The organism is Amycolatopsis sp. NPDC031561 (genome assembly GCF_055580625.1).
Map to the genome: position 1 here is coordinate 122906 of NZ_JBVILA010000008.1, position 21148 is coordinate 144053.

Sequence of the window (21148 nt, forward strand, 5' to 3'; positions counted from 1 at the left end):
ACATCCGGATAACCCCCGGGATCACCCACCCGGTGCCCTGATGGGCCTGCCGCGTTTAGTCCTCTAGTTGCGTTTGCGTCAGGTCCCGGTGGTGGGCGACGGAGGAGCGGGCCGGTCCAGATCCTGGGCGAACCGCACCTGGTTCCGGCCGTTCTCCTTGGCCACGTAGACGGCGGCGTCGGCGGCGTGCAGGAGCTCCTCCAGCGAATCACCGTGACGAGGGAACAGCGCCGCCCCGATCGAGGTGGTACGGCCCGCGATGGTGACGCGACTGCCCCGTTTGTCGGTAGTCACTATATGCAGTTCGGCGATAGCGCTGCGCACTCGCTCGGCGGCGAGTTTCGCGGCCGTTTCGTCGATATCCGGAAGAAGCACGAGGAATTCCTCGCCGCCGAACCGGCCGATGACGTCGGCGGGCCGGGTGACCTCGTCCAATTTCTGCGCCACATCGCGGAGGACGTCGTCGCCCGCGGGATGTCCATATGTGTCGTTAATCCACTTGAAGTGGTCGAGATCAATCATCAGAAGCGCAAGGTTGTCGTCCGATCGGGCGGTCCTCGCGAGCGCCCGATCGGCCGACTCCGACCATCCGCGCATGTTGAGAACACCGGTTTTCGGGTCCGTCCGCGCGTCGTTTTGCAGTTGGTCGATCTCGGCGAGGCGATTGAACACCACCGTCACCACGGCCATCACGATCACCATCGGTGGCATGATCAACAGCAGCACCGCGGTGACCGCGCCGAGGCCGATCGTGATGGCCTCCAGCAGGTTGTCCGCCGCGTTGCCGAGCACGGTCGAGAGCGACGGCCGCTTCGACGAGCCGATCGCGAGGATGCCGCCGATGTAGGCGATCTGCACCGCCTCGAAGACCATCCCGGTGACGATCAGGACGCCGAATTCGCCCAGGGTGTCCCAGCCGGAAATCCGTCCCCATTCATGCGGCCCGAACGCGGCGAAGGTGAGCGACGCCAGGGTCACCGAAACGCCGTGGGTGACCGACGAGAACACGAAGTTGTGCGCGGGCCGCCGGGCGATGAACCAATGCTGGATCCGGACGAGCGCGATGATGGAAAGGGTCAGTGAAAGCGGCAGGATGACCGCGGCCGGAAATGTCCATACGGCGGTGAGATCGATGAGAACGGTGCGGCTTCGATCGCGACGTCTTTCTTCCTGTCGCTGGGTGAGCTGAATATGCGCCGTAGCGCCGACGGCGAGAATTGCGAACCGAACCCAGTCTGTTCTTCCGGGATTCGTGGAATTCATCGTGGCGACGACCATGATCGCCATTCCGATCGCCTCCATGGCGAAAAGGAACGCGATGAACCGCTTCGGCCGCTGCCACAGCGCCCACGCCCTGGGATCGTAGGGATGGCGTGGCGGCGGTTCGGCCTGGTCACCTTCCGGGCTTGCCTGCCCGCGTTCGGTCACCGGTGCACCGCTCGCCGTGGCGGCCGTCCCCGCTTGATCGTCAAGGTCGCCGGTGCCGTCGCCGTGCTGGCGGCGGTCGCCGGTCTCGGCTGGCAATTGCTACCTCTTTTCCGCGCGGATGGCACGGCTGAGTAATCTCACCGGTACCGACTGATACACCGTTCGTATTCCACGGCCGGTATCATCCCATCGCATCAGTTGTTCGACACCGGCGAGGGTGCCCGCGAACACCGACCGGAGGTGGCAATCGTGTCCCGTGATTTCTGATCTTGACAGCTGAATGTTTTTCGAGACGCGTCGTGGAAGGGGTGACCGATAGTGTCCAGTCGTGACTTCTGAGCCCGGACAGAGTATTAGTTCGCAGCAACGAGGTGGCCGGGAGGTGTGTGACAGTGTCGAGCCGTGACTTCTGATCGAGAGCCGTTTCTTTTCGCCCATCTGTCGAAGGCCCAGGTGCCGAAGCAGTGTCCCGTCGAGATTTCCGAGTACGAACCCGCCGGGCGGCCGTGCCGCCCCAGGGGTCGTCCAGTGTGGATTCCTCATGACAGCAACGGTTCCGGGCTGGATCCGTTGATGTGCCCCCAACTGAGCGCGACCATGACGGCCAGCAGCAGGCCGACGACGCCTGCCAGCGCGATGGCCGAGGTCGCCGCCCCGAGCCGATCGGCGGCGAGCCCGCCGAGTCCCGCCCCTATTCCTTGAGCCACCCGCAACCCGGTGCGGTACACCCCGCCCGCGCCGCCCCTGAGTTCGTTCGGGACCCAGGTGATGAACGTGGCGCTCACCGTGATCAGGTACGCCCCCGCGGCGCCCGCCGCCGCGAGCAGGAGCAAGGCCGGAATCAGTCCCGGCTTGAGCGCGAAGGCGATCAGGGCGACCATCGGCAGTGCCGCCAGCACGCCCAGCAGCTTCCGCCGTTGTTCCGCGGAGACGAATTTGGACAGCAGGAACGCCCCGATGACGAAGCCCAGCGGATCGGCGGCCAGCAACCAGCCGACGGCTTGTTTCCCCACGCCCATCTCGGCGGCCAGCGGCGCGGCGAGCCCTTCGGGGATGACGGCCAGGCCGACCAGCCACGAGAACCAGACCAGGACCCGCAGGTGGCGGTTGCCGAACACCTGCTTCACCGCGCCGAACCAGCTGCCGGTGCCGTCGGAGGCCGCCGCCCGCCGCGAGACGGAGAAGCGGACCACGGCCGCGCTCAGCAGGAACGTCGCGGCGTCCAGCGCCAGCGCCCAGCTCGCCCCGACCTGTGACACCAGCAGACCACCGCCCGCCAGGCCGAGCAGCATGGCGGTGTTGGTCGAGATGCCCCGGATGTCCTGGCTCTTGAGGTAGAGGTCGTCGTCGGTGAACACCTCGCGGGTCAGCGCGTTCTGCGCGGCGTTGCCGGGCGCGTTCGCGAGCCTGGCCAGCACCACCAGCCCGCACAGCAGGGCGAGCGGCGTGCCGGGGATCGCCATGATCCCGATCAGCACCGCTTGGATCAGGGACGAGTAGACGAGGACGGTGCGCCTCGGGTAGCGGTCGGCCAGCTGGGAGAGGCCGAGGCCACCGGCCAGCGCGGGCAGGAAGGTCAGGGAGTAGACCACCGCCGAGAGCAGCGCGGAGCCGGTGCGGTCGTAGACGAGGATGGCCAGCGCGACGATGGTCAGCTGGTCCCCGATCAGGGACTGCACCTCGGCGAGCCAGAGTGCGCGGAACTCGCGGTTCGCCAGGGCGGCGGTCATCCGCGGCGCCGCGTTCGTCTTCACTCCGTGACCACCTCCCCCCGATCGGGTGAACTCAGCTCCCTCGCATTCTTGCCTGCCTGTTACGTGGCCGACGAGGGAGTCACAGTTAATGTCCCGCCGAACAACGTTCAGTATGCCTCCGGCTACAGGGAGACGAACAGAAGACCAGCGAATCCTTCGCCCGTTAGGCCGATCGAGCTACGCCGTCTGACCGGTGAGTGACGCCGCTCTGACTCGTCCGCGGGTATCTGCGCGCCTGTCGCCCCGCACTCGCTCGGCGCAGCCTGCCCGCCGTTCAGCGCCGCCTGAGTTCCGGTTGGGCCGAATGGGCCAACACTGAGTAGAGACCGGCCTGGAGGTGGAGGCCGGCCGGGCCAAAGGGGTGAAGGCGATGAACGGTTTGCTCGACGACAAAGCCGTCGTCGTGACCGGGGCGGGACGGGGCCTCGGCGAGGCGTTCGCGGTGCACGTGGCCAGGGCGGGTGGGGCCGTCGTGGTCAACGACATCGACGTCGCGCTGGCCGAGCGGACGGCGGAGAACATCCGCCGCTTCGGTGGCAAGGCGGTCGCCAGCGGGCACAGCGTCGCGGATCCGAAGCAGGCGCAGGAGATCGTCGACCTCTGCCTGGCCGAGTTCGGCGCGATCGACGGGCTGGTCAACAACGCGGGCCTGAACTACGAGGCGTTGCCGTGGGAGGACGACGTCGAGCAGGCCCGCGAACTGGTCGAGGTGAACGTCCTCGGCGTCATGTACACCGGCCTCGCCGCCATCAAGGCGATGGTCGCGCGGGGAAAACAGGGCTCGATCGTCAACATCTCGTCCGGGGCCTCGCTCGGGCAGCGCAAGCTCGGCGTGTACGCCGCCAGCAAGGGCGCCGTCGCTTCGCTGACCTACTCCTGGGCGCTCGACCTGGAGGAGAGCGGGATCCGGGTGAACGCGGTCTGCCCGCTCGCGCACACCCGGATGGTGTGGAAGTCCGAACGGTCACTGCGCTCCTGCCCGCCGGACCGGACGCCGTCGCGGATCGCGCCGGTCGTGCTGTTCCTGCTCGGCGCCGGATCCCACGGGATCACCGGGCAGATGATCCGCTGCAACGGGCCGCAACTGCACGTCATGGGGCAGCCGTACCTGAAGCAGCCCATCCTCGAGCGGCCGGTGTGGGACACCGAGACCGTGCAGCGCGCCTTCGACGAGGTGTTCAGCGCGCACCTGGAGAACTACGGCCTCGAAAAGCGTGTCCCGCCCCGGCTGCGCAAGTGGACGGAGTCGACCCGGACGGCTTAGCCGACCACTCAGCCGACGACGAACGGCAGCTTCGCGGCGAGATCGCCTAGTTCGGCCTTCTCCGCACCGGTCGGCTCGCGGCGTCCGGTGCCGACCAGCAGCGCGTCCGTGTCGGAGAACGACGCCGGGAACTTCTCCCCGGTGCGCTGCTCCAGGATCTGCCGCGTCTTCGCGAGGCTGTCGTCGGCCGGGCCCGCGAGGTGCGGTAGGTGCGCGACGAGGTCGAGGTGATGCAACGTCCACTCCAGGACGTACGCGGTCAGGTAGTCGCCTGCGGACAGGACGATGTCGCGGGTGGCGACCCGCGTCCCCGGGTCGGCGAGGCCGGCCGCCCGGCCCGCGGCCGAACCGACGTCGTCCAGGTGGAACTTGAGGAGCCGGGGCTCCTGGTACGCGGCGGCGAGCCGCACGATCAGCGCGTCGAGGTCGTCTTCGCCGGTGGGCGGCTGGCCGGTGACCTCCCAGTAGGTGACCGCGTCGCGCGTCGGTGCCGTTTCGGCGGGGGTGGCGAGGGTGATCAGGACGTCCTGGGCGTCGATCACCAGGTGACACACCAGGTCCTGGACCAGCCAGCCCGCGCAGCCGGACGGCTTGGTGAAGTCTTCGTCGGGGGTTTCGGCGACGGCGGCGAGGAGCGCCGCCCACGAGCGGGAGAAGAGATCCACGGCGGCAAGTTAGCAGCGACGGCGCCCTGGTGGCGACCGCTTTGTGCCGGGGGCGTGGTGCGCGTGCAATGAAAGGCCCGTTACTGGCAAAATTTGCCAGTAACGGGCCTTTCATTGCACGCGCGCGGACTCGGGTCAGGAACCCGCGGCGGGCGCCGGAGCGGAGGCCTCGTAGAGATCCGCGATCGCCGGCGCGTACCGGTCGTTGATGATCCGTCGCTTCAGCTTCAGCGTCGGGGTCACCTCGCCGCTTTCGGGCGTCCACGCCTTCGGGATCACGTGGTAGCGCTTGATCTGCTCGATCCGCGCCAGCCGCGCGTTCGCCGCTTCGACGGCCTTTTCGATCTCCGCGCGCACCTGCGCGTTGTCGGCCAGCGATTCGCCTTCGGTGAGCTGGATGCCGTTCGCGGTCGCCCAGCCCGGCGCGATCTCGTCGTCGATGACGATCAGCGCCGTCACGTACGGCCGCTTCTCGCCGATCGCGACGGCCTGCCCGATCAGCGGGTGCTCCTTGAGCAGGCCCTCGACCTTCGTCGGCGCGATGTTCTTGCCGCTCGAGGTGATGATCAGTTCCTTCTTGCGGTCGGTGATCGTGACGAAGCCACGTTCGTCGATGGTCCCGATGTCGCCGGTGGCGAGCCAGCCGTCGGCGTCGATGTCCGGTTTGATCGAGCCGTCCTCCTGCAGGTAGCCGAGGAACACGATCGGGCCGCGGACCAGCAGTTCGCCGTCCTCGGCGACCTTCACTTCGATGCCTTCCAGAGGCTTCCCGACCGAGCCCGCCTTGAACGCGCCCGGCGTGTTCGACGTGACCGCGCCGGTGGTCTCGGACAGTCCCCAGACCTCCTGGATCTCGACGCCGAGCCCGGCGATGAAGTACAGGATCTCCACCGGCAGCGCGGCGGCACCGCTGGTGGCGACCTCGATCTGGTCCAGGCCCAGCATCGCCCGCACCGGCGCGAGCGCGGCCGCGTCGGTCTGCGCGATCTTCTCCGCAAGCTCCGGCGGGACCTCTTTGCCGTCACTGCGCAGTTTGTAGCCCTGTTGCAGCAGTTCGTTGGCACCGAGCAGCCCGTTCCGCTTGTCCTCCGGCAGCGAACCGAGCAGGTTCTTCAGGCCCGCGACCATCTTTTCCCACACCCGCGGGACACCGAAGAAGCTCTTCGGGTGCACCTGGCCCAGCGCGCCGACGACGGTGGTCGGGTCGCCGACGGTGTGCACGTGCCCGGCCCACACGATCGGCATGTAGATCGACAGTTCGCGTTCGGCGATGTGCGCGAGCGGAAGGTACGCGATGTTCGTGGCGTGCATCGGCGACTCGTGCAGTTTCTGGACCGCGATCGCCTCGTAGATCGCGTTCCGGTGCGACAGCACGACACCCTTGGGGTCGCCGGTGGTGCCGGAGGTGTAGATCATCGACAGCGGGTCGTCCTGGCCGATCGCGGACCACGCGGTCTCGAACGCCGACGGGTCGGCCGCGTGGGCCGCTGCGCCCGCCGCGCGCAGCTCCGCGAACGAGAGGAACCGTTTGTCGTCCGCGGGGACCACGGACGCGTCGAGCAGGACGATGTGGCGCAGCGCGGGCAGGTCGTCGAGGATCTGGGACCAGCGGCCGAGCTCGTCGGCACCGGCGAGCACGACGACGCCGGCGGCGCTGTGCCGGGCGACGTACCCGATCTGCTCGGGGCTGAGCGTCGCGTACGCGGTGCACGGGATCGCGCCGAGATGGGCCGCGGCGAGGTCGGCGATCAGGTGCTCGGGACTGCTCGGCGCCATGATCAGCATCCGGTCGCGGGAGCCGAGCCCGAGCCCGGCGAGCCCGCGCGACACCTCCGCGATGGCGGTGCGGAACTCACGCCAGTTCAGGGTCGGCTTGCCCTCGATGTCGAGTGACGTGACCGCCGGCAGCTCACCGAACTCCTGGGCGTTGCGGTGAAGCAGGGCGGGGATGGTCTGGCCTTCGATCTGCTCGGCGACGGTCGGCTGGTTGGTCAACGCTGGCCTCCTCGATGCTGCCTGATCAGGCACACTGTAAGGGCTCCGGTCAGTGGTGGATAGAGAATCGCGGCCACGGTTGCGCTACGCGAAATGTCCACCTTTTCCGTTTTCATCGCGTCAGTCGTGGACTTCCGCGACACCGTCACCGACGATGACCACGTGACTGACCTCGTAGCCGAGGCCGCGGCTCTGGACGCGGCTGATCCCTTGGCGCACAAGCGAAACGAATTCGACCTCGACGCGGGCGTCGCCTATTTCGACGGCAACTCGCTGGGCGCGCCGCCGAAGCACGTCGCCGGACGTGTCGCCGCGGTCATCCGCGAGGAATGGGGCGGACGGCTCATCCGATCCTGGTCGGAAGGCTGGTGGGAGGCGCCGGAACGGGTCGGCGAACGGATCGCGCCGCTCGTGGGGGCCGCGCCGGGGCAGGTCGTCGTGGCGGACTCGACCAGTGTGAACCTGTTCAAGGCGCTGGTCGCCGCGACCCGGCTCAGGCCGGGCCGCGACGAGATCCTCGTCGACGCGGACACGTTCCCGACCGACGGCTACCTCGCGGACGAGGCCGCCCGGCTGACCGGGCGCACGGTGCGCCGGGTCGTCGCCGAGGACCTGCCGGACGAGGTGAGCGAACGGACGGCCGTCGCGCTGATCAACCACGTCGACTACGTCACCGGACGCGTCCACGACATGGCCGCGCTGACCGGCGCGCTGCACGGAGCGGGGGCGCTCGCGCTCTGGGACCTCTGCCACAGCGTCGGCGCGCTCCCGGTGGAACTGGACGCCTCGGGAGTGGACCTCGCCGTCGGCTGCACCTACAAATTCCTCAACGGCGGTCCGGGTTCACCCGCTTTCCTTTACGTGGCAACAAAATGGCTGGACCGGTTCGAGCAGCCGCTGGCCGGCTGGGCCGGTGATCGCGATCCGTTCGCGATGCGCGGCGCGTACGAGGCGCACGCCGGGATCTCGCGTGGCCGCGCGGGTACTCCCGACATGCTTTCGCTGCTGGCCTTGGACGCGGCCCTCGACGTCTGGGACGGCGTGGATCGCGGGCTGCTGCGCCGGAAAGGCCTCGCGCTCGGCGACTTCTTCTTCCGGTGCGCGGACGAACTCCTCGACGGCGCGACGATCCCGACCCCGCGCGGACACGACCGCGGGCACCAGATCTCGGTCGTCGACGACGACGCGGCCAAGACGATGGCGGCCTTGATCGAGCGAGGGGTGATCGGGGACTTCCGCCCGCCCAACGTGCTGCGGTTCGGCCTGGCGCCGCTCTACACCACCTACGGCGAGGTGCTCCGCGCTGTCACGACACTGGGGGAACTACACCGGGGGAACTATTGAGGAGAAGGGCGAACGTTTCATGTTTCGCGGTCGAGTCGCGCCGAGCCTTCAGCGTCGCGGATCTGGCCGGTCGACGAGAGCCGACCACATCCTGACTGTCCACAGGGGACACCTTCAGGCGGGTAAATGTCCGATGTGGGTGAGTGGCATGGTCTTGATCGACGGAGGATCGGGGACGTTGAGTGTCCCCGATCCTCCGTCGATCAAGACCCGAGACCGGACCGACACCCCATCGACGATGAAGGAATCGGGACACTCAACGTCCCAATTCCTTCATCGTCAACACCTGGCACACGCGTGAGCCGCCATCCCGTAGTGGTCAGGTGACTGCGTGAAACCGAGTGTGGAAGATTTGGGACGTTGAACGTCCGGAATCCTCCACACTCGAACCCTGTAGCGGCGAGATTCCGGTGTAATCGAGCCCCGAGACCGGAGCGACCCCTCGACTCCCGCACCTCACCTTCGCCCTGGTCACGCGTAGGTAAGCAACTACCGGTCCGCTCTAGCCCTCTTTGCCACTCACGACTCCAGTCAGGGAACTCCGGCGCTGAGCACGGCGCGGGCGGCGTGCGCGAGGCTTTCGCGCACCTCGTCCGCGTCTTCGAGATAGCCGCCGACCATGGCCCCGTCGCGCAGGAGGGTCAGCTCCCGTGCGACGGCCGCGGGGTCGGGGTGCCCCGCCGCGCCGACGATCTCCGCGATCGAGTCGCGGAACCACGTCCGGTGTTCGCGCACGACCCGCCGCACGGGGTGCTCCGGATCCGGGTACTCGGCGGCCGCGTTGATGAACGGGCAGCCGCGGAAGCCCGGCGCGCAGAGCTCCTCGCCGATGCCGAGGACGAGGATTTCGAGCATTTTCGAAGTCTCCGGCTTCCGTTCCGCCGCGACGGCGACGAGACCGCGGATCCGGTCGTGTTCGGCTTCGAGGTAGGCGCGGACCAGGTCTTCCTTGCCGGGGAAGTGCCGGTAGAAGGTCGCCCGGCTGACCTCGGCCGCGACGATGACGTCGTCCACGGGGACGGAGTGGATTCCCTGCGTGTAGAAGATCTTCGACGCCGTCTCCAGGAGGCGGTCCCTGGCCGCGGAGCGGCGGGTGGTCGTGGCTGCCATGCCTCCAGCATATAGAACGTTCTGTCTTGCTGCCGTCGACGTGCGAATTCGCCTTATAGGAAGGCTTCGTGACAGCCGCGCAAATGGTGAAGTTCATTCGGGAATCGGTGGCAAAAAGGTGATCACCTCGCCCCCTCGGGGGAGACGAGGCGATCTTTGGTGAATCCGCTGTTAGTCTCGATATTCGCTCTCGCCGCGAGTGTGACGTAGATCCTTCCCCTGTGGCGTAAGGAAAACCCGCGTCGCTCGTCTCGGTGGCGAGGCGTGGGCCACGGCGCCTGGAGAAGGAGGGGATTGTGTCGATCACCTATACCGCCGTCGCCGTGTTCGGCGTTGCTTCCGGTTTCCTGCTCAACGAATTCGGCTCGCGTTACCCGGTCGAGACGGCGCTCGTCGTGATTCTGGTCGCCGGGGTGGTCACCTTGTGCTGGGCGGGGGTCCGGATGCTCCGCGACGCGTCCAGGAGGGTCGGCACACTCCTCGAGGAGGAGCTCGGCCGCGCCGCCGAAGATCATTTCGCCGATTCGCCCGCAAAAAGCGCCGTCAATTCTCGATTCCGCGGATCGAACGGTCTTACGGCCGCCTTCCTTCGGGGTGAAGTCGTTCGCAAACCGAACGGTATGTGGAGCCCTGGTCCGAAAGCGTGAGCGAGGTCACGGCGAGTAGTTTTCGTGGACTTTTTCGCGCGGACGCGAGTGCGGCGGGCTGGTACTTGATCGAGTCCGATGAGTGCCGATCAAGCCGCTGCCTGCGGTAAACCGCCAGGTGATCTACTGGTGAGTCACTTAGCGGGGCACCCCTGTCCACGTGGTGGACTTTCGAGGTCCGACGGCCTCTTGTCAGCTGGTCACGGCGATACGCGACTACCCTTCGCGTCCGGGCTTGACTCACCCGTTTGGGTCTCCTAGCGTCTTCGCGGGCGGAGCGGACCACGCTGTGTTGATCCGGCTATCGGATCCCGCGGGTATGAGATCCCCGGCGACCCGACACCAATAACTGCCGGAAGGAAAACGGACCACGGTGAAGCAGATTTCCCTTCGACGAGGCCGCGGCTCTTCGATTCGTTCGCGCGTTCTGACGATCGCGCTCATTCCGAGCATCGCGCTGATGCTGGTCGGTCTCGCGATCGGCGGGTACTTGATCTTCGACGCGGTCAACGGTCGCGACTACGCGCAACGGATCCGGGGCTCGGAAGCGCCCACCGTCCCCTTCTTCGGTCAGATCCAGGAGGAGCGCCGGCTGACGCTGCGCGAGCTCGCGGGCGACCGTTCGCAGCACGCCGCGCTCGTGGAGCAGCGCGCCAAGACCGACGCCGCCACCCAAGGCGTCGTCAGCTATCTCCAGACCTTGGTCGGCAACTCGCCCGACAGCGTGCAGCGCAACATCGCCACGGTGAGCGGGCTCTTCCAGAAGATGCCGCAGATCCGGCAGTCGGCCGACTCCGGTCAGTTGCCGCTGCTCGACGCCTTCACCTACTACAACCAGATCGTCGACCAGTTCGTCGAAGGTCTCACCGGTTTCGCCCAGGACGCGCCGAACGCGGAGAACGCCTACCAGCGGATCACCGCGGTGCCGCTGTTCACCGCGATCGACCAGTTCCAGCGCGCGAACTCCCTCGCCGCCGCGGCCGTGGCGGGCGGCGGCTTCACCGACGAGACCTACCGCGCGTATGTCACCCAGGTCGGTTCGTACCGGTCGCTGCTCGAGTCTTCCGTGACGCGGATGTCCCCGGGCGTCAAGGCGAAGTTCGACCAGCTCGTCGCGAGCGACCCGTGGAAGGCCGTCAGCGCGGTCGAGAACACCTTCCTGCAGAACAGCAAGGCCACCCTCCCGGTGCCCGAGCAGCTCTGGCTGCAGTCGGCTCGCGGCGTCGGTGACGCGATGATGCGCGGCTTCGTCGAGCAGAGTGGCGCCGCCACCACCGAGGCCATCGACGACGCCGACCGGACGCTGATCACCTCGGCCATCGCCGCGGCCATCGCGCTGCTGGTGGCGATCGCGGTGTTCTTCATCGCCCTGCGGCTGTCCAACCGGCTCATCGGCAGGCTGGCCCGGCTGCGCGAGGACACCCTCGACGTCGCCGAGATCCGGCTGCCCGAACTGGTGGACCGGGTGCGGGCGGGCGAGCCCGTCGACCTCGACGACAAGGGTCACTTCCTCGACCACGGCGACGACGAGATCGGCCAGGTCGCCGAGGCCTTCAACAAGGCGCAGCAGACCGCCATCGCGGCCGCCGTCGAAGAGGCAAGGACCCGTGAAGGCACCAAGACGGTGTTCCTCAACATCGCGCACCGCAGCCAGGTGATCGTGCACCGCCAGCTCAAGGTGCTCGACCAGGCCGAGCGCAAGCAGGAGGACCCGGAGCAGCTGGAGACGCTCTTCCAGCTGGACCACCTCTCCACCCGCGCCCGCCGCAACGCGGAGAACCTGATCATCCTCGGTGGCGGCCAGCCCGGCCGTCAGTGGCGCAAGCCGGTCACGCTGGCCGAGCTGACCCGTGGTGCCTCGGCCGAGACCGAGGACTTCGCCAGGGTGAAGACGGCGAAGATGCCCGCGATCGCGGTGCAGGGCCCGGTCGTCGGCGACCTCGTGCACCTGCTCGCGGAGCTGATCGACAACGCGACCTCGTTCTCGCCGCCGCAGTCGCGCGTCGAGCTCCGGGGCAACGTGGTCGGCAAGGGCGTCGTGATCGAGGTCGAGGACCAGGGCCTCGGCATCGAGCCCGAGCAGGCCGCCGAGCTGAACGGGATGTTGGCCGATCCGCCGGACTTCGGCATCATGGCGTTGTCAGCCGAGCCACGGCTGGGCCTGTTCGTGGTCGCGCGGCTCGCCGCGCGGCACGGGATCTCCGTGCACCTGCGCGAGTCCGCGTACGGCGGCACCAGGGCCATCGTGCTCGTCCGCACCGACCTGCTCGCGCCGGTCCCGTCTGATCAGCCGGAGGACGAGGTGGACCCCGAGAGCACCGAGGTGCCGGACGCCGCGCCGCTGCTCCCGGGCCGTCGTGCCCGTCACCGCACCGAGTTCCCCGCGGAACGGCCCGAGCTCCCCGTGCCGATGCCGGTGGCCCCTCAGGCCCCGGTCATGCACCAGCCCGGTCCCGATTCGCCCGGTGCCTCGTTGCCGCCGCTGCCCTCGCGCCAGCCGCGAGTGCCCCGGCCCGAAACGCCCCGGCCCGAGCCGATCCGCCCGGAGCCCGCGCGTGCCGAGGCCCGGCCGCAGCCGGTGCAGCCGCCGGCGTGGCCGCCCGCCGACACCCGACCGCAGGACGGCCGTCCGCCGCAGACCCGGCGACCCGGTCCCGAGGCGCCGGGCAGGCCACCGCTGCCGCAGCGCCGCCGTCAGACGAACCTGGTCCCCCAACTGATGGAGGACCGGCCTGCCGCCCAGCGCGAGGAGGTCCGCGAGGACACCCCCGAGCTGGCCAGGAACCGCCTCGCCGCGTTCCAGCAGGGGACGCGCCGCGGCCGGGACACCGAGCCCACCGACGACTACACCGACCACGACATGTACGGAGATCGTGACTAGATGGCCAACGCGGGAGTCAGTGAACTCGACTGGTTGCTGGATGACCTGGTCAAGCGGGTCAGCGGTGCGGACAGGGCGGTGGTCCTTTCGGCGGACGGCCTGCTCATCGGACGGTCCGGCAACCTGTCGGAGCAGGATGGCGAGCACCTGTCCGCGGTGGCGTCGGCGTTCCAGAGCCTCGCCAGGGGCACGGGACGGCACTTCGGCGGCGGCAACGTCCGCCAGACCATGGTGGAGATGGACCACGCCTTCCTGTTCGTCACCGCGGCCGGCCGCGGCGCGTGCCTCGCGCTGCTGGCCAAGGAAGACGCGGACATGGGCCTCGTGGCCTACGAGATGAACATGATGGTCAAACGGGTCGGCGCGGTGCTCACTTCGGCGCCCCGTGCCGCGACTCCCAGTTCGCCATGAGCGGGCGGCACGAGTCGTGGTTCGAGGACGAGGCCGGTCCGCTGGTCCGGTCGTACGCCGTCACGGGCGGGCGCACCCGCTCGGACACGCTCGGCCTCGACCTGATCACCCTCGTGGTCGCCATGCGCACGGCGCACGAGGTCGCCGGCTTCGAGCCGGAGTACGGGCGGATCCTCAACCTGTGCCAGAGACCGACCTCCGTCGCGGAGGTCGCGGCGCGCATCGATCTGCCGTTGCCGGTGGTGAAGGTGCTGCTGAGCGACCTCATCGAACAGAACCTCGTGCTGTTCCGTACCGCGACACCGGTCACCGACACTCCCAACAAACACGTACTCCAGGCGGTTCTTGATGGCATCCGGAAACTCTGAGCCCCGGCGATCCCTGACCGCGAACGCGGTCAAGGTCCTCATCGCCGGCGGGTTCGGGGTCGGTAAGACCACGATGGTCGGTTCGGTCAGCGAGGTTCCCCCGCTGCGCACCGAGGAGGTCATCACCGCGGCGTCCGAGGGCGTCGACGACCTCACCGGCGTCGAAAAGAAGACGACCACCACGGTCGCCCTCGACTTCGGCCGGATCACCATCAACCCCGAGCTGATCCTGTACCTGTTCGGCACGCCGGGGCAGGACCGGTTCTGGTTCATGTGGGACGAGCTGGCCGAAGGCGCGCTCGGCGCCGTCGTGCTGGCCGACACCCGGCGTCTCGACAGCTGCTTCGCGGCCGTCGACTTCTTCGAGCGCCGCGGACTGCCGTTCGTCGTCGCCGTCAACTGCTTCGACAACGCGTACCGCTACGGCACCGAGGAGGTCCGGCAGGCGCTCGACGTCAGCATGGACGTCCCGCTGCTGCTGTGCGACGCGCGGGAACGCGACTCGACGAAGCAGGTGCTGACCGTGCTGATGGAGCACGTGCTCGCGCTGTCCGACCTGGCCGCCGGGCTGCCACAGGGTCGCTGACGCCTCACCACAGACGCAATGAAAGGCCCGTTACTTGCGAAATTCGCAAGTAACGGGCCTTTCATTGCACAGAGTGGGAGATCAGGACTTGCGGCGGCGGCGCAACGTGTCGAGCGCGTAGGTGCCCGGCCCGACCACTGCGAACAGCAGGAAGACCCACGAGTACAGGGCGGCCATCTCACCCTTGTTCTGCAACGGCAGCAGCGCGTCGGGCTGGTGGACGACGAAGTAGGCGTAGGCCATCGTGCCCGAAAGCAGCACCGCGACCGGGCGGGTGAACAGGCCCACCAGGATCAGCAGCGAGCCGACCAGCTCGATCACCCCGGCGTACCAGCCGGGCCAGGTGCCGAACGCGACGGCGGGCTTGTCGAACAGTCCCATCTTCTGCAGACCGTGGCAGAGGAAGAGGAACGAGACCACTACGCGGACGACGGAGAGGCCGAGGCCCTGCCACTTGGCGGGGGTCGGGCCGATCTCGGTGGTCGTGGCGGTGGCTGTCTGGGTCATGACGCATCCTTCCGGCTCAAGGTGGTCTAAACCATTGATGCGATAGAGGATGCCCGATACCCCCATCTGTAGGGAACTTTCTTTCGGGGGGTAATTCCATGGTATGGCCGAATTGACAGGAAAACGACAGGTACGCGATAAAGGCCCCTTTCCTGGAATGATTCCAGGAAAGGGGCCTCGCGATTCCGGTATCAGCGACGGCGGCGCAGCGTGTCGAGGGCGAAGGTGCCAGGGCCGACCACTGCGATCAGCAGGAAGATCCAGCAGTAGAGGGTCGACAGCTCGCCCATGTTCTGCGGCGGCAGCAGGCCTTCCGGCGCGTGGACGGTGAAGTAGGCGTAGGCCATGACGCCGGAGAGGAGCACCGCGACCGGCCGGGTGAACAGGCCCACCAGCACCAGTGCGGCGCCGACGACCTCGATCACGCTGCCGTACCAGCCGGGCCAGGAGCCGAGTTCCACGGAGCCGCCCGCGCCGTCGACGCCACCGAAGAAGCCGAATCCCTGCAGGCCGTGGCAGAGGAAGAGGAACGAGACGACGATCCGGACGGCCGACTGGATCGCGCCCTGTGCCTTGGCGGTGCGCGGGGTGACGGTGGAGGTGGAGGCGGTCTTGGCGGGGGTGATGGTCTGCGTCATGGTTCCGGGTCCTTCCGGGAGAGGCTGTCGGGTTGCTTCTGCCCATGCGTCGGACGGGTTCGACGCGATTCGACATCTGGACGGAAACTTTTTTGACGGGGCGGTCGCATCACCCGATCGGAGCAAGGCCAGACTGGAAGCCATGGCGGGTAAGACGAGTGCCGGGATCCTGCTCTTCCGCAGGTCGGGCGAGGTGACCGAGGTGCTGCTCGGGCATATGGGCGGGCCGTTCTGGGCGAAGAAGGACGCGGGCGGCTGGTCGGTGCCCAAGGGCGAGTACGAGGCGGACGAGACACCGGAGGCCGCGGCGCGGCGCGAGTTCCAGGAGGAACTGGGGCTGCCGGCGCCCGAGGGGGAGTACCGCCCGCTTGGTGAGGTGAAGCAGTCCGGCGGCAAGGTCGTGACGGTCTGGGCGGTGGAGGGTGACCTCGACCCGGCTCAGGTCGTTCCCGGCACCTTCGAGATGGAGTGGCCGCCGCGGTCGGGCAAGACGCAGGAGTTCCCGGAGGTCGACAGGGTCGCCTGGTTCGGGCTCGCCGAAGCGGAGGAGAAGCTACTCAAGGGCCAGCGTCCATTCCTCACCCGGCTGGGTGAGTTGCTCAACGGCTGAGTAACTCGCTGAGCGGTTTGTCGGCCAGCGATCCCAGGACGAGATCGGCGTGGTCGAAGTTCAGCACCGCGGTGATCGGGTTCGGTACCGCGACGCACCTCAGCCCGGCGGCCTTCGCCGCGGTGACGCCGTGCGGCGAGTCCTCGATCGCGATCGCCTCGGACGGCGGCAGGTCCAGCGCGGCGAGCGCGGCCAGGTAGAGGTCCGGGCTCGGCTTCGCCTCGTGGAGGTCGCCGGTGAGGACGGCCTCGAAAGCGTCGGTCAGACCGAGCCGCTTCAGATGCGTGGAGACCCAGTCTCCGGTCGAACTCGACGCGATGGCGAGCCGAAGGCCCTGTTCCTTCGCGTCGTCGAGGTACTCCTGGACGCCGGGACGCGGGCCCACGGATTCCAGCAGCTCGGTGACCCGGGCGCGCACACCGGTGCGGACCGCGATCCTGTCCAGGTTCTCGTCGTCCTTCGCCAGCAGCTCGAACATCGCGACGGCGGTGTTCTGCGTGCCGATCACGGTGTGCCAGACGTCGAGGGGGAGCTCGCCTCCGCGTTCGCGGAAGGTCTCCTGCCAGGCCACGAGGACGGCCGCTTCGGTGTCGACCAGCGTTCCGTCGAAGTCGAAGATCAAGGCGCCGGTCATGGGACGAGTCTACGTCTTGACTCGCTGAGTGGCACGGATTACCGTACGCATTCGTTAGGAAACTTACCAAACGAACAGTGAACAAAAGACCAACGCCGCGCACCCGTCCCTCTCAACCCGCCGCCACGGATTCCCGGGGAGATCGATGTGAAGGCCCGAACCCGACTACTGCCACTAGGCGCGGCCGCCATCCTGTTGCCGACGCTGCTCAGCGGAAACGCACAGGCCGCTGATGTCCTTTTGTCCCAAGGAAAACCCGTCATCGTCTCCTCGGTCGAGGCCGCTGAGTACGGCGGCCCGCTCGCCGTCGACGGGAAGACCAACACCCGCTGGGCCAGCGCCGAAGGCGGGGACCCGCAGTTCATCCGCGTCGACCTCGGTGGTCCTTCCGCCGTCAACCGGGTCAAGCTGAACTGGGAAGCGGCGTACGCCACCGCGTACAAGCTCGAAGTCTCCAACGACGGCTCGGCGTGGACCTCCGTCAAGTCCGTCACCAACGGCAACGGCGGCACCGACGACCTCACCGGTCTCGCCGCCCGCGGCCGGTACCTCCGCCTCGTCGCGACCAAGCGCGCCACCAGTTACGGCTACTCCCTGTGGGAGATGCAGGTTTACGGGACGTCGGACTCCACCGGCGACACCCAGGCGCCCACCGCGCCCACGAACCTCAAGGCCGGGGCGATCACTTCGTCCACTGTGGACCTCACGTGGACGGCGTCGACGGACAACGTCGGTGTCAGCGCGTACGAAGTGCTTCGCAACGGCCAGGTCGTGGGAACGTCGGAGACGGCGTCCTACACCGACAGCGGGCTGACGGCGGCGACCGCGTACACGTACACCGTCCGCGCGAAGGACGCCGCCGGCAACACTTCGGCCGCCAGCGGCCAGATCCAGGCGACCACGCAGGCGGGCGGCGGTTCGTCGTTCGTGCTGGCCGCCTCGGGCGACATCGCCGAACAGTGCACCGCGTCCTCGTCGTCGTGCGTCCACCCGAAGACCGCCGCGCTGGTCGGGCAGATGAACCCGGCCGCGGTGATCACCATGGGCGACAACCAGTACGACGACGCCCACATCGAGGACTTCACGAACTACTTCGACAAGACCTGGGGCAAGTACAAGAACATCATGCACCCGGTCCCCGGCAACCACGAGACCTACGACGACACCCCGCTGGGCGCCTACAAGAAGTACTTCGGCAAGATCGCGACGCCGAACGGGAAGACCTACTACAGCTGGGAAATGGGCAACTGGCACTTCGTGGCCATCGACAGCACGGAGTTCTCACCCGGGCTGGCCGCGAACGCAGTCAGCGACGAGCAGCTGAACTGGATCAAGCAGGACCTGGCGAAGAACACCAAGCCCTGCGTCGCCGCGTACTACCACCACCCGCGCTACACCTCGGGTGACCACGGCGACAACCCGAAGATGGCCACGCTCTGGGAGACCATGGTCAAGAGCAAGGTCGACCTCGTGCTCAACGGGCACGACCACCACTACGAGCGGTTCTTCCCGCAGAATGCCAGCGGGGCCAAGGATCCGAACGGGCCGGTGCAGATCATCGGCGGTGGCGGCGGGGCGTCCCTGTACCCCGTCAAGACGGAGCACCCGGCGACGGCGAAGGCGATTTCGACCTACGGCGTGCTCAAGCTGAACATGTCGGACAACGCGTTCTCGACGCAGTTGATCGGCCTCGACGGCAAGACCATCGACTCCTCACCCACCTACACCTGCCACTGATCCACGCGATCGGGTGCCGGGTCGCGGCCCGGCACCCGATCCGGCGTAGGAGGTCTCCCATGTACATCGCCACCGCCAGGGGAGCGGACACCGCGGCGGAAGTACCGAAGAGCGGCATGAAGCGGGCCGTCACCGGGAACGTCGTCGCGCTCGGCCTGGTCAGCCTGGTCACCGACATCTCGTCGGAGATGGTGACCGCGGTCCTCCCGCTCTATCTCGTCCTCGGTCTCGGCCTGAGCCCGCTGCAGTTCGGCGTGCTCGACGGTCTCTATTCCGGTGTCACCGCGCTCGTCCGGCTCGTCGGCGGGCATCTCGCGGACCGGTGGCAACGGCTCAAGGCGGTGGCCTGTTTCGGTTACGGGCTCTCCGCGCTGGGCAAGATCGGCCTGATGCTGGCGGGTTCGTCCACCGTCGCGATCGGGGCGGTGCTCGCGGCCGACCGCACCGGCAAGGGTGTCCGGACCGCGCCGCGGGACGCGCTGATCACGTTGAGCAGCGACCCCGAGCACCTCGGCCGCGCGTTCGGCGTGCACCGTGCGATGGACACCTTCGGCGCGTTCCTCGGCCCGCTGGTCGCGATGGCCGTGCTGTGGCTCAGCCTCGGCAGCTACGACTCGGTGTTCTTCACGAGTTTCTGCATCGCCGCGATCGGCGTGATCATCCTGGTGGTGCTGGTCAAGGACCACCAGCCCAAGCCGAGGGCCGAACGGCACAAGGTCTCCTTGCGGGAGACCGCGGGCTTGATCCGGCAGGCGTCGTTCCGCCGGATCTGCGTCTGGGCTGCGCTGCTGGGCCTGGTCACCCTCAGCGATTCGTTCCTCTACCTCGTCCTGCAGCGCCGATGGGATCTCGGCGCGGTCTTCTTTCCCTTGCTGCCGCTGGGAACCGCCGGTGTGTATCTCCTGCTCGCCGTCTCCCTCGGCAGACTTTCGGACAAGATCGGCCGCTGGAAGGTGTTCCTCGGCGGGCACGTCGCGCTGGTCGTCGCGCTTCTGGCGCTGCTCGGGCCGGTGGACGGCGGTGTGCTGGCGGTACTGGCGCTCGTGCTGCACGGTGTCTTCTACGCCGCCACCGACGGTGTCCTGATGGCCGCCGCCGGCCCGCTGCTTCCCGAGCACCAGCGGGCGAGCGGATTGGCGCTGGTGCAGACCGGCCAGGCGACGACGAGGATGTTCGCGTCCGTCCTTTTCGGACTCGCGTGGACGGCTTGGGATCTGCACGTCGCGGTCCTGGTCGCCGCCGGCGCACTGGTGGTCGTGGTCGTCGCGGCCGCCGTACTCCGTCCACTGAGGACATACGCATGAAGACGCGGATCCTGGGCGTGATGGCGGCGGTCGCCATCCTGATCACGGCGGCCGTCGGCTACGGCCTCTACTCGCGGGACCGCGGCCCGGGCGTCAACGCCGTGGCCGTGGTGTCGGGTCAGCCGGTTTCGGTGCAGGTCAAGGGGCAGCTGTTGTTCCGCAACACCGCCGAAGGCCCCGACTTCGGCCACCTCGCCACCGTTCCGGCGGATTCGCCCGGCGAACCGCGGAAGGTGGCAGGACTCAGCTGCGACCGGTTCGCCGCGTCGGCGGGGACGGCGCTCTGCCTCGCCGCGCAACCCGGCGTGCTGCCGCCGATGACCGACGTCATCGTGCTGGACAAGGACCTCAACGAGATCCGACGGGTCGAACTGCCCGGCACGCCCAGCCGCGGCCGGGTCTCCCCGGACGGCAAACTCGCCTACTGGACGCTGTTCGTCAACGGGGATTCCTATGCGGAGACGGGGTTTTCGACCAGGGCCGGGATCCTCGACCTGACGAGCGGGCAGCTGCTCAAGAGCGTCGAGGAGATGGCGCTGTTCCTCGATGGCAAGCAGTACTACTCGTCCGACGTGAACTACTGGGGGATCACCTTCGCGGCCAACGGCAAGAAGTTCTACGCGACCGTGGGGACGAAGGGGAAGACCTACCTCGTCGAGGCGGACTACGAGCGGTTCAGCGCGAACATGATCCGGGAGAACGTCGAATGCCCGTCGCTTTCGCCGGACGGGAAGCGGATCGCCTTCAAGAAGCGGGTTTCCGCCGATCTCGCGGCACCGTGGCGGCTGGCCGTGCTCGATCTGGCCTCCGGTCAGGAGACCTTGCTGGCCGAGACGCGGAGCGTGGACGACCAGGCCGCGTGGCTCGACGACCGGACCGTGGCTTACGGGCTGGAGTCGGGGATCTGGGCGGTACCGGCGGATGGGAGCGGGGCGGCTCGGGAGCTGGTCGCGCGGGGTGCCTCGCCTGCGGGAGTGTAGGTGGCGCGTGCCATGAAAGGCCCGTTCGCTGGCTTCAGGGCTGAAGGTGGCCTCCGCGCCGTGGTTCCGGACCGGCTAGCGGGCGTTAGTCGATCCCCGAGTGTCCACCGGGGACACTCCCCGGCGGCTGGATGTCCGGTTGATGGCTAGATGTGCGGTTTTCGAGGGGTCGTAAGTGATAAGGGGGTTAGAACGCGCTTTGCCACTCACGACCCACCTTTCGAACCGTGCATATGAGCACCAATAGGACTTTTTTCAAAGTGTCCTGTGTGGATAGTCGGGACG

The 21148-nt window shown here is 67.9% G+C and carries 19 protein-coding genes; 11 read left to right on the plus strand and 8 right to left on the minus strand.

Going from position 1 to position 21148, the window contains the following annotated elements; all coding sequences use genetic code 11:
• Positions 1-78: 78 nt before the first annotated feature.
• Complete coding sequence (locus ACZ5IK_RS18995) at positions 79-1524, minus strand: GGDEF domain-containing protein (protein WP_465488842.1); 1446 nt, start codon at positions 1522-1524, stop codon at positions 79-81.
• Positions 1525-1967: 443 nt separating this feature from the next.
• Positions 1968-3182, minus strand: coding sequence for an MFS transporter (locus ACZ5IK_RS19000; protein WP_465488843.1), 1215 nt, complete (start codon positions 3180-3182; stop codon positions 1968-1970).
• A 370-nt stretch (positions 3183-3552) separates the two neighbouring features.
• Here ACZ5IK_RS19000 and ACZ5IK_RS19005 point away from each other — a divergent pair, with 370 nt between their 5' ends.
• Positions 3553-4446 (plus strand): SDR family NAD(P)-dependent oxidoreductase, encoded by an 894-nt coding sequence (locus ACZ5IK_RS19005; RefSeq protein ID WP_101613463.1) that lies wholly within the window; start codon positions 3553-3555, stop codon positions 4444-4446.
• 8 nt (positions 4447-4454) lie between these two features.
• On the opposite strand, the gene ACZ5IK_RS19010 is transcribed toward ACZ5IK_RS19005, so the two are convergent.
• Together ACZ5IK_RS19010 and ACZ5IK_RS19015 are read right to left on the minus strand one after the other, a co-directional pair.
• Positions 4455-5111, minus strand: coding sequence for a maleylpyruvate isomerase N-terminal domain-containing protein (locus ACZ5IK_RS19010; protein ID WP_465488844.1), 657 nt, complete (start codon positions 5109-5111; stop codon positions 4455-4457).
• 135 nt (positions 5112-5246) lie between these two features.
• Positions 5247-7106, minus strand: a complete 1860-nt coding sequence (locus ACZ5IK_RS19015; protein WP_465488845.1) for an AMP-dependent synthetase/ligase — start codon at positions 7104-7106, stop codon at positions 5247-5249.
• A 162-nt stretch (positions 7107-7268) separates the two neighbouring features.
• Here ACZ5IK_RS19015 and ACZ5IK_RS19020 point away from each other — a divergent pair, with 162 nt between their 5' ends.
• Positions 7269-8450 carry a kynureninase gene (locus tag ACZ5IK_RS19020; protein WP_465488846.1) on the plus strand — a complete coding sequence of 394 codons (1182 nt, stop codon included), beginning with the start codon at positions 7269-7271 and terminating at the stop codon, positions 8448-8450.
• 531 nt (positions 8451-8981) lie between these two features.
• Here the strand turns inward: ACZ5IK_RS19020 and ACZ5IK_RS19025 are convergent.
• On the minus strand, positions 8982-9560 hold the full coding sequence (locus ACZ5IK_RS19025; RefSeq protein ID WP_465488847.1) for a TetR/AcrR family transcriptional regulator: 579 nt from the start codon (positions 9558-9560) through the stop codon (positions 8982-8984).
• 296 nt (positions 9561-9856) lie between these two features.
• Here ACZ5IK_RS19025 and ACZ5IK_RS19030 point away from each other — a divergent pair, with 296 nt between their 5' ends.
• The 5 genes from ACZ5IK_RS19030 to ACZ5IK_RS19050 all read left to right on the plus strand — a co-directional run bounded on the left by ACZ5IK_RS19030 (position 9857) and on the right by ACZ5IK_RS19050 (position 14453).
• Positions 9857-10207 (plus strand): hypothetical protein, encoded by a 351-nt coding sequence (locus ACZ5IK_RS19030; RefSeq protein ID WP_465488848.1) that lies wholly within the window; start codon positions 9857-9859, stop codon positions 10205-10207.
• 373 nt (positions 10208-10580) lie between these two features.
• On the plus strand, positions 10581-13088 hold the full coding sequence (locus tag ACZ5IK_RS19035) for a nitrate- and nitrite sensing domain-containing protein (RefSeq protein ID WP_465488849.1): 2508 nt from the start codon (positions 10581-10583) through the stop codon (positions 13086-13088).
• Positions 13089-13499: a roadblock/LC7 domain-containing protein gene (locus ACZ5IK_RS19040; protein ID WP_101610142.1), complete on the plus strand. Its 411-nt coding sequence runs from the start codon at positions 13089-13091 to the stop codon at positions 13497-13499.
• Complete coding sequence (locus tag ACZ5IK_RS19045; protein ID WP_101610141.1) at positions 13496-13867, plus strand: DUF742 domain-containing protein; 372 nt, start codon at positions 13496-13498, stop codon at positions 13865-13867. The genes ACZ5IK_RS19040 and ACZ5IK_RS19045 overlap by 4 nt, the downstream gene beginning before the upstream one ends.
• Complete coding sequence (locus ACZ5IK_RS19050) at positions 13848-14453, plus strand: GTP-binding protein (protein ID WP_101610140.1); 606 nt, start codon at positions 13848-13850, stop codon at positions 14451-14453. The genes ACZ5IK_RS19045 and ACZ5IK_RS19050 overlap by 20 nt, the downstream gene beginning before the upstream one ends.
• 81 nt (positions 14454-14534) lie before the next feature.
• Here ACZ5IK_RS19050 and ACZ5IK_RS19055 read toward each other — a convergent pair whose 3' ends face one another.
• Both ACZ5IK_RS19055 and ACZ5IK_RS19060 read right to left on the minus strand, forming a co-directional pair.
• Entirely contained in the window at positions 14535-14960 is a 426-nt protein-coding gene (locus ACZ5IK_RS19055) for a DoxX family protein (protein ID WP_465488850.1), read from the minus strand.
• 191 nt (positions 14961-15151) lie between these two features.
• Positions 15152-15598 carry a DoxX family protein gene (locus tag ACZ5IK_RS19060; protein ID WP_465488851.1) on the minus strand — a complete coding sequence of 149 codons (447 nt, stop codon included), beginning with the start codon at positions 15596-15598 and terminating at the stop codon, positions 15152-15154.
• A 142-nt stretch (positions 15599-15740) separates the two neighbouring features.
• Here ACZ5IK_RS19060 and ACZ5IK_RS19065 point away from each other — a divergent pair, with 142 nt between their 5' ends.
• On the plus strand, positions 15741-16208 hold the full coding sequence (locus ACZ5IK_RS19065; protein ID WP_410603279.1) for an NUDIX hydrolase: 468 nt from the start codon (positions 15741-15743) through the stop codon (positions 16206-16208).
• Here the strand turns inward: ACZ5IK_RS19065 and ACZ5IK_RS19070 are convergent.
• A complete protein-coding gene (locus ACZ5IK_RS19070) occupies positions 16198-16842 on the minus strand; it encodes an HAD-IA family hydrolase (protein WP_465488852.1) in 645 nt (214 codons plus the stop codon). The genes ACZ5IK_RS19065 and ACZ5IK_RS19070 overlap by 11 nt on opposite strands.
• Before the next feature lie 147 nt (positions 16843-16989).
• Between ACZ5IK_RS19070 and ACZ5IK_RS19075 the strand changes: the two genes are divergently transcribed.
• From ACZ5IK_RS19075 to ACZ5IK_RS19085, 3 genes are read left to right on the plus strand one after another with little or no spacing between them, the layout of a single operon-like run.
• The gene (locus ACZ5IK_RS19075; RefSeq protein ID WP_465488853.1) at positions 16990-18579 is read left to right on the plus strand and encodes a discoidin domain-containing protein; all 1590 of its coding nucleotides are present in this window, start codon (positions 16990-16992) and stop codon (positions 18577-18579) included.
• A 59-nt stretch (positions 18580-18638) separates the two neighbouring features.
• Positions 18639-19883: an MFS transporter gene (locus ACZ5IK_RS19080; protein ID WP_465488854.1), complete on the plus strand. Its 1245-nt coding sequence runs from the start codon at positions 18639-18641 to the stop codon at positions 19881-19883.
• Entirely contained in the window at positions 19880-20863 is a 984-nt protein-coding gene (locus ACZ5IK_RS19085; RefSeq protein WP_465488855.1) for a hypothetical protein, read from the plus strand. Before ACZ5IK_RS19080 ends, ACZ5IK_RS19085 begins: the two co-directional genes overlap by 4 nt.
• Positions 20864-21148: the final 285 nt, after the last annotated feature.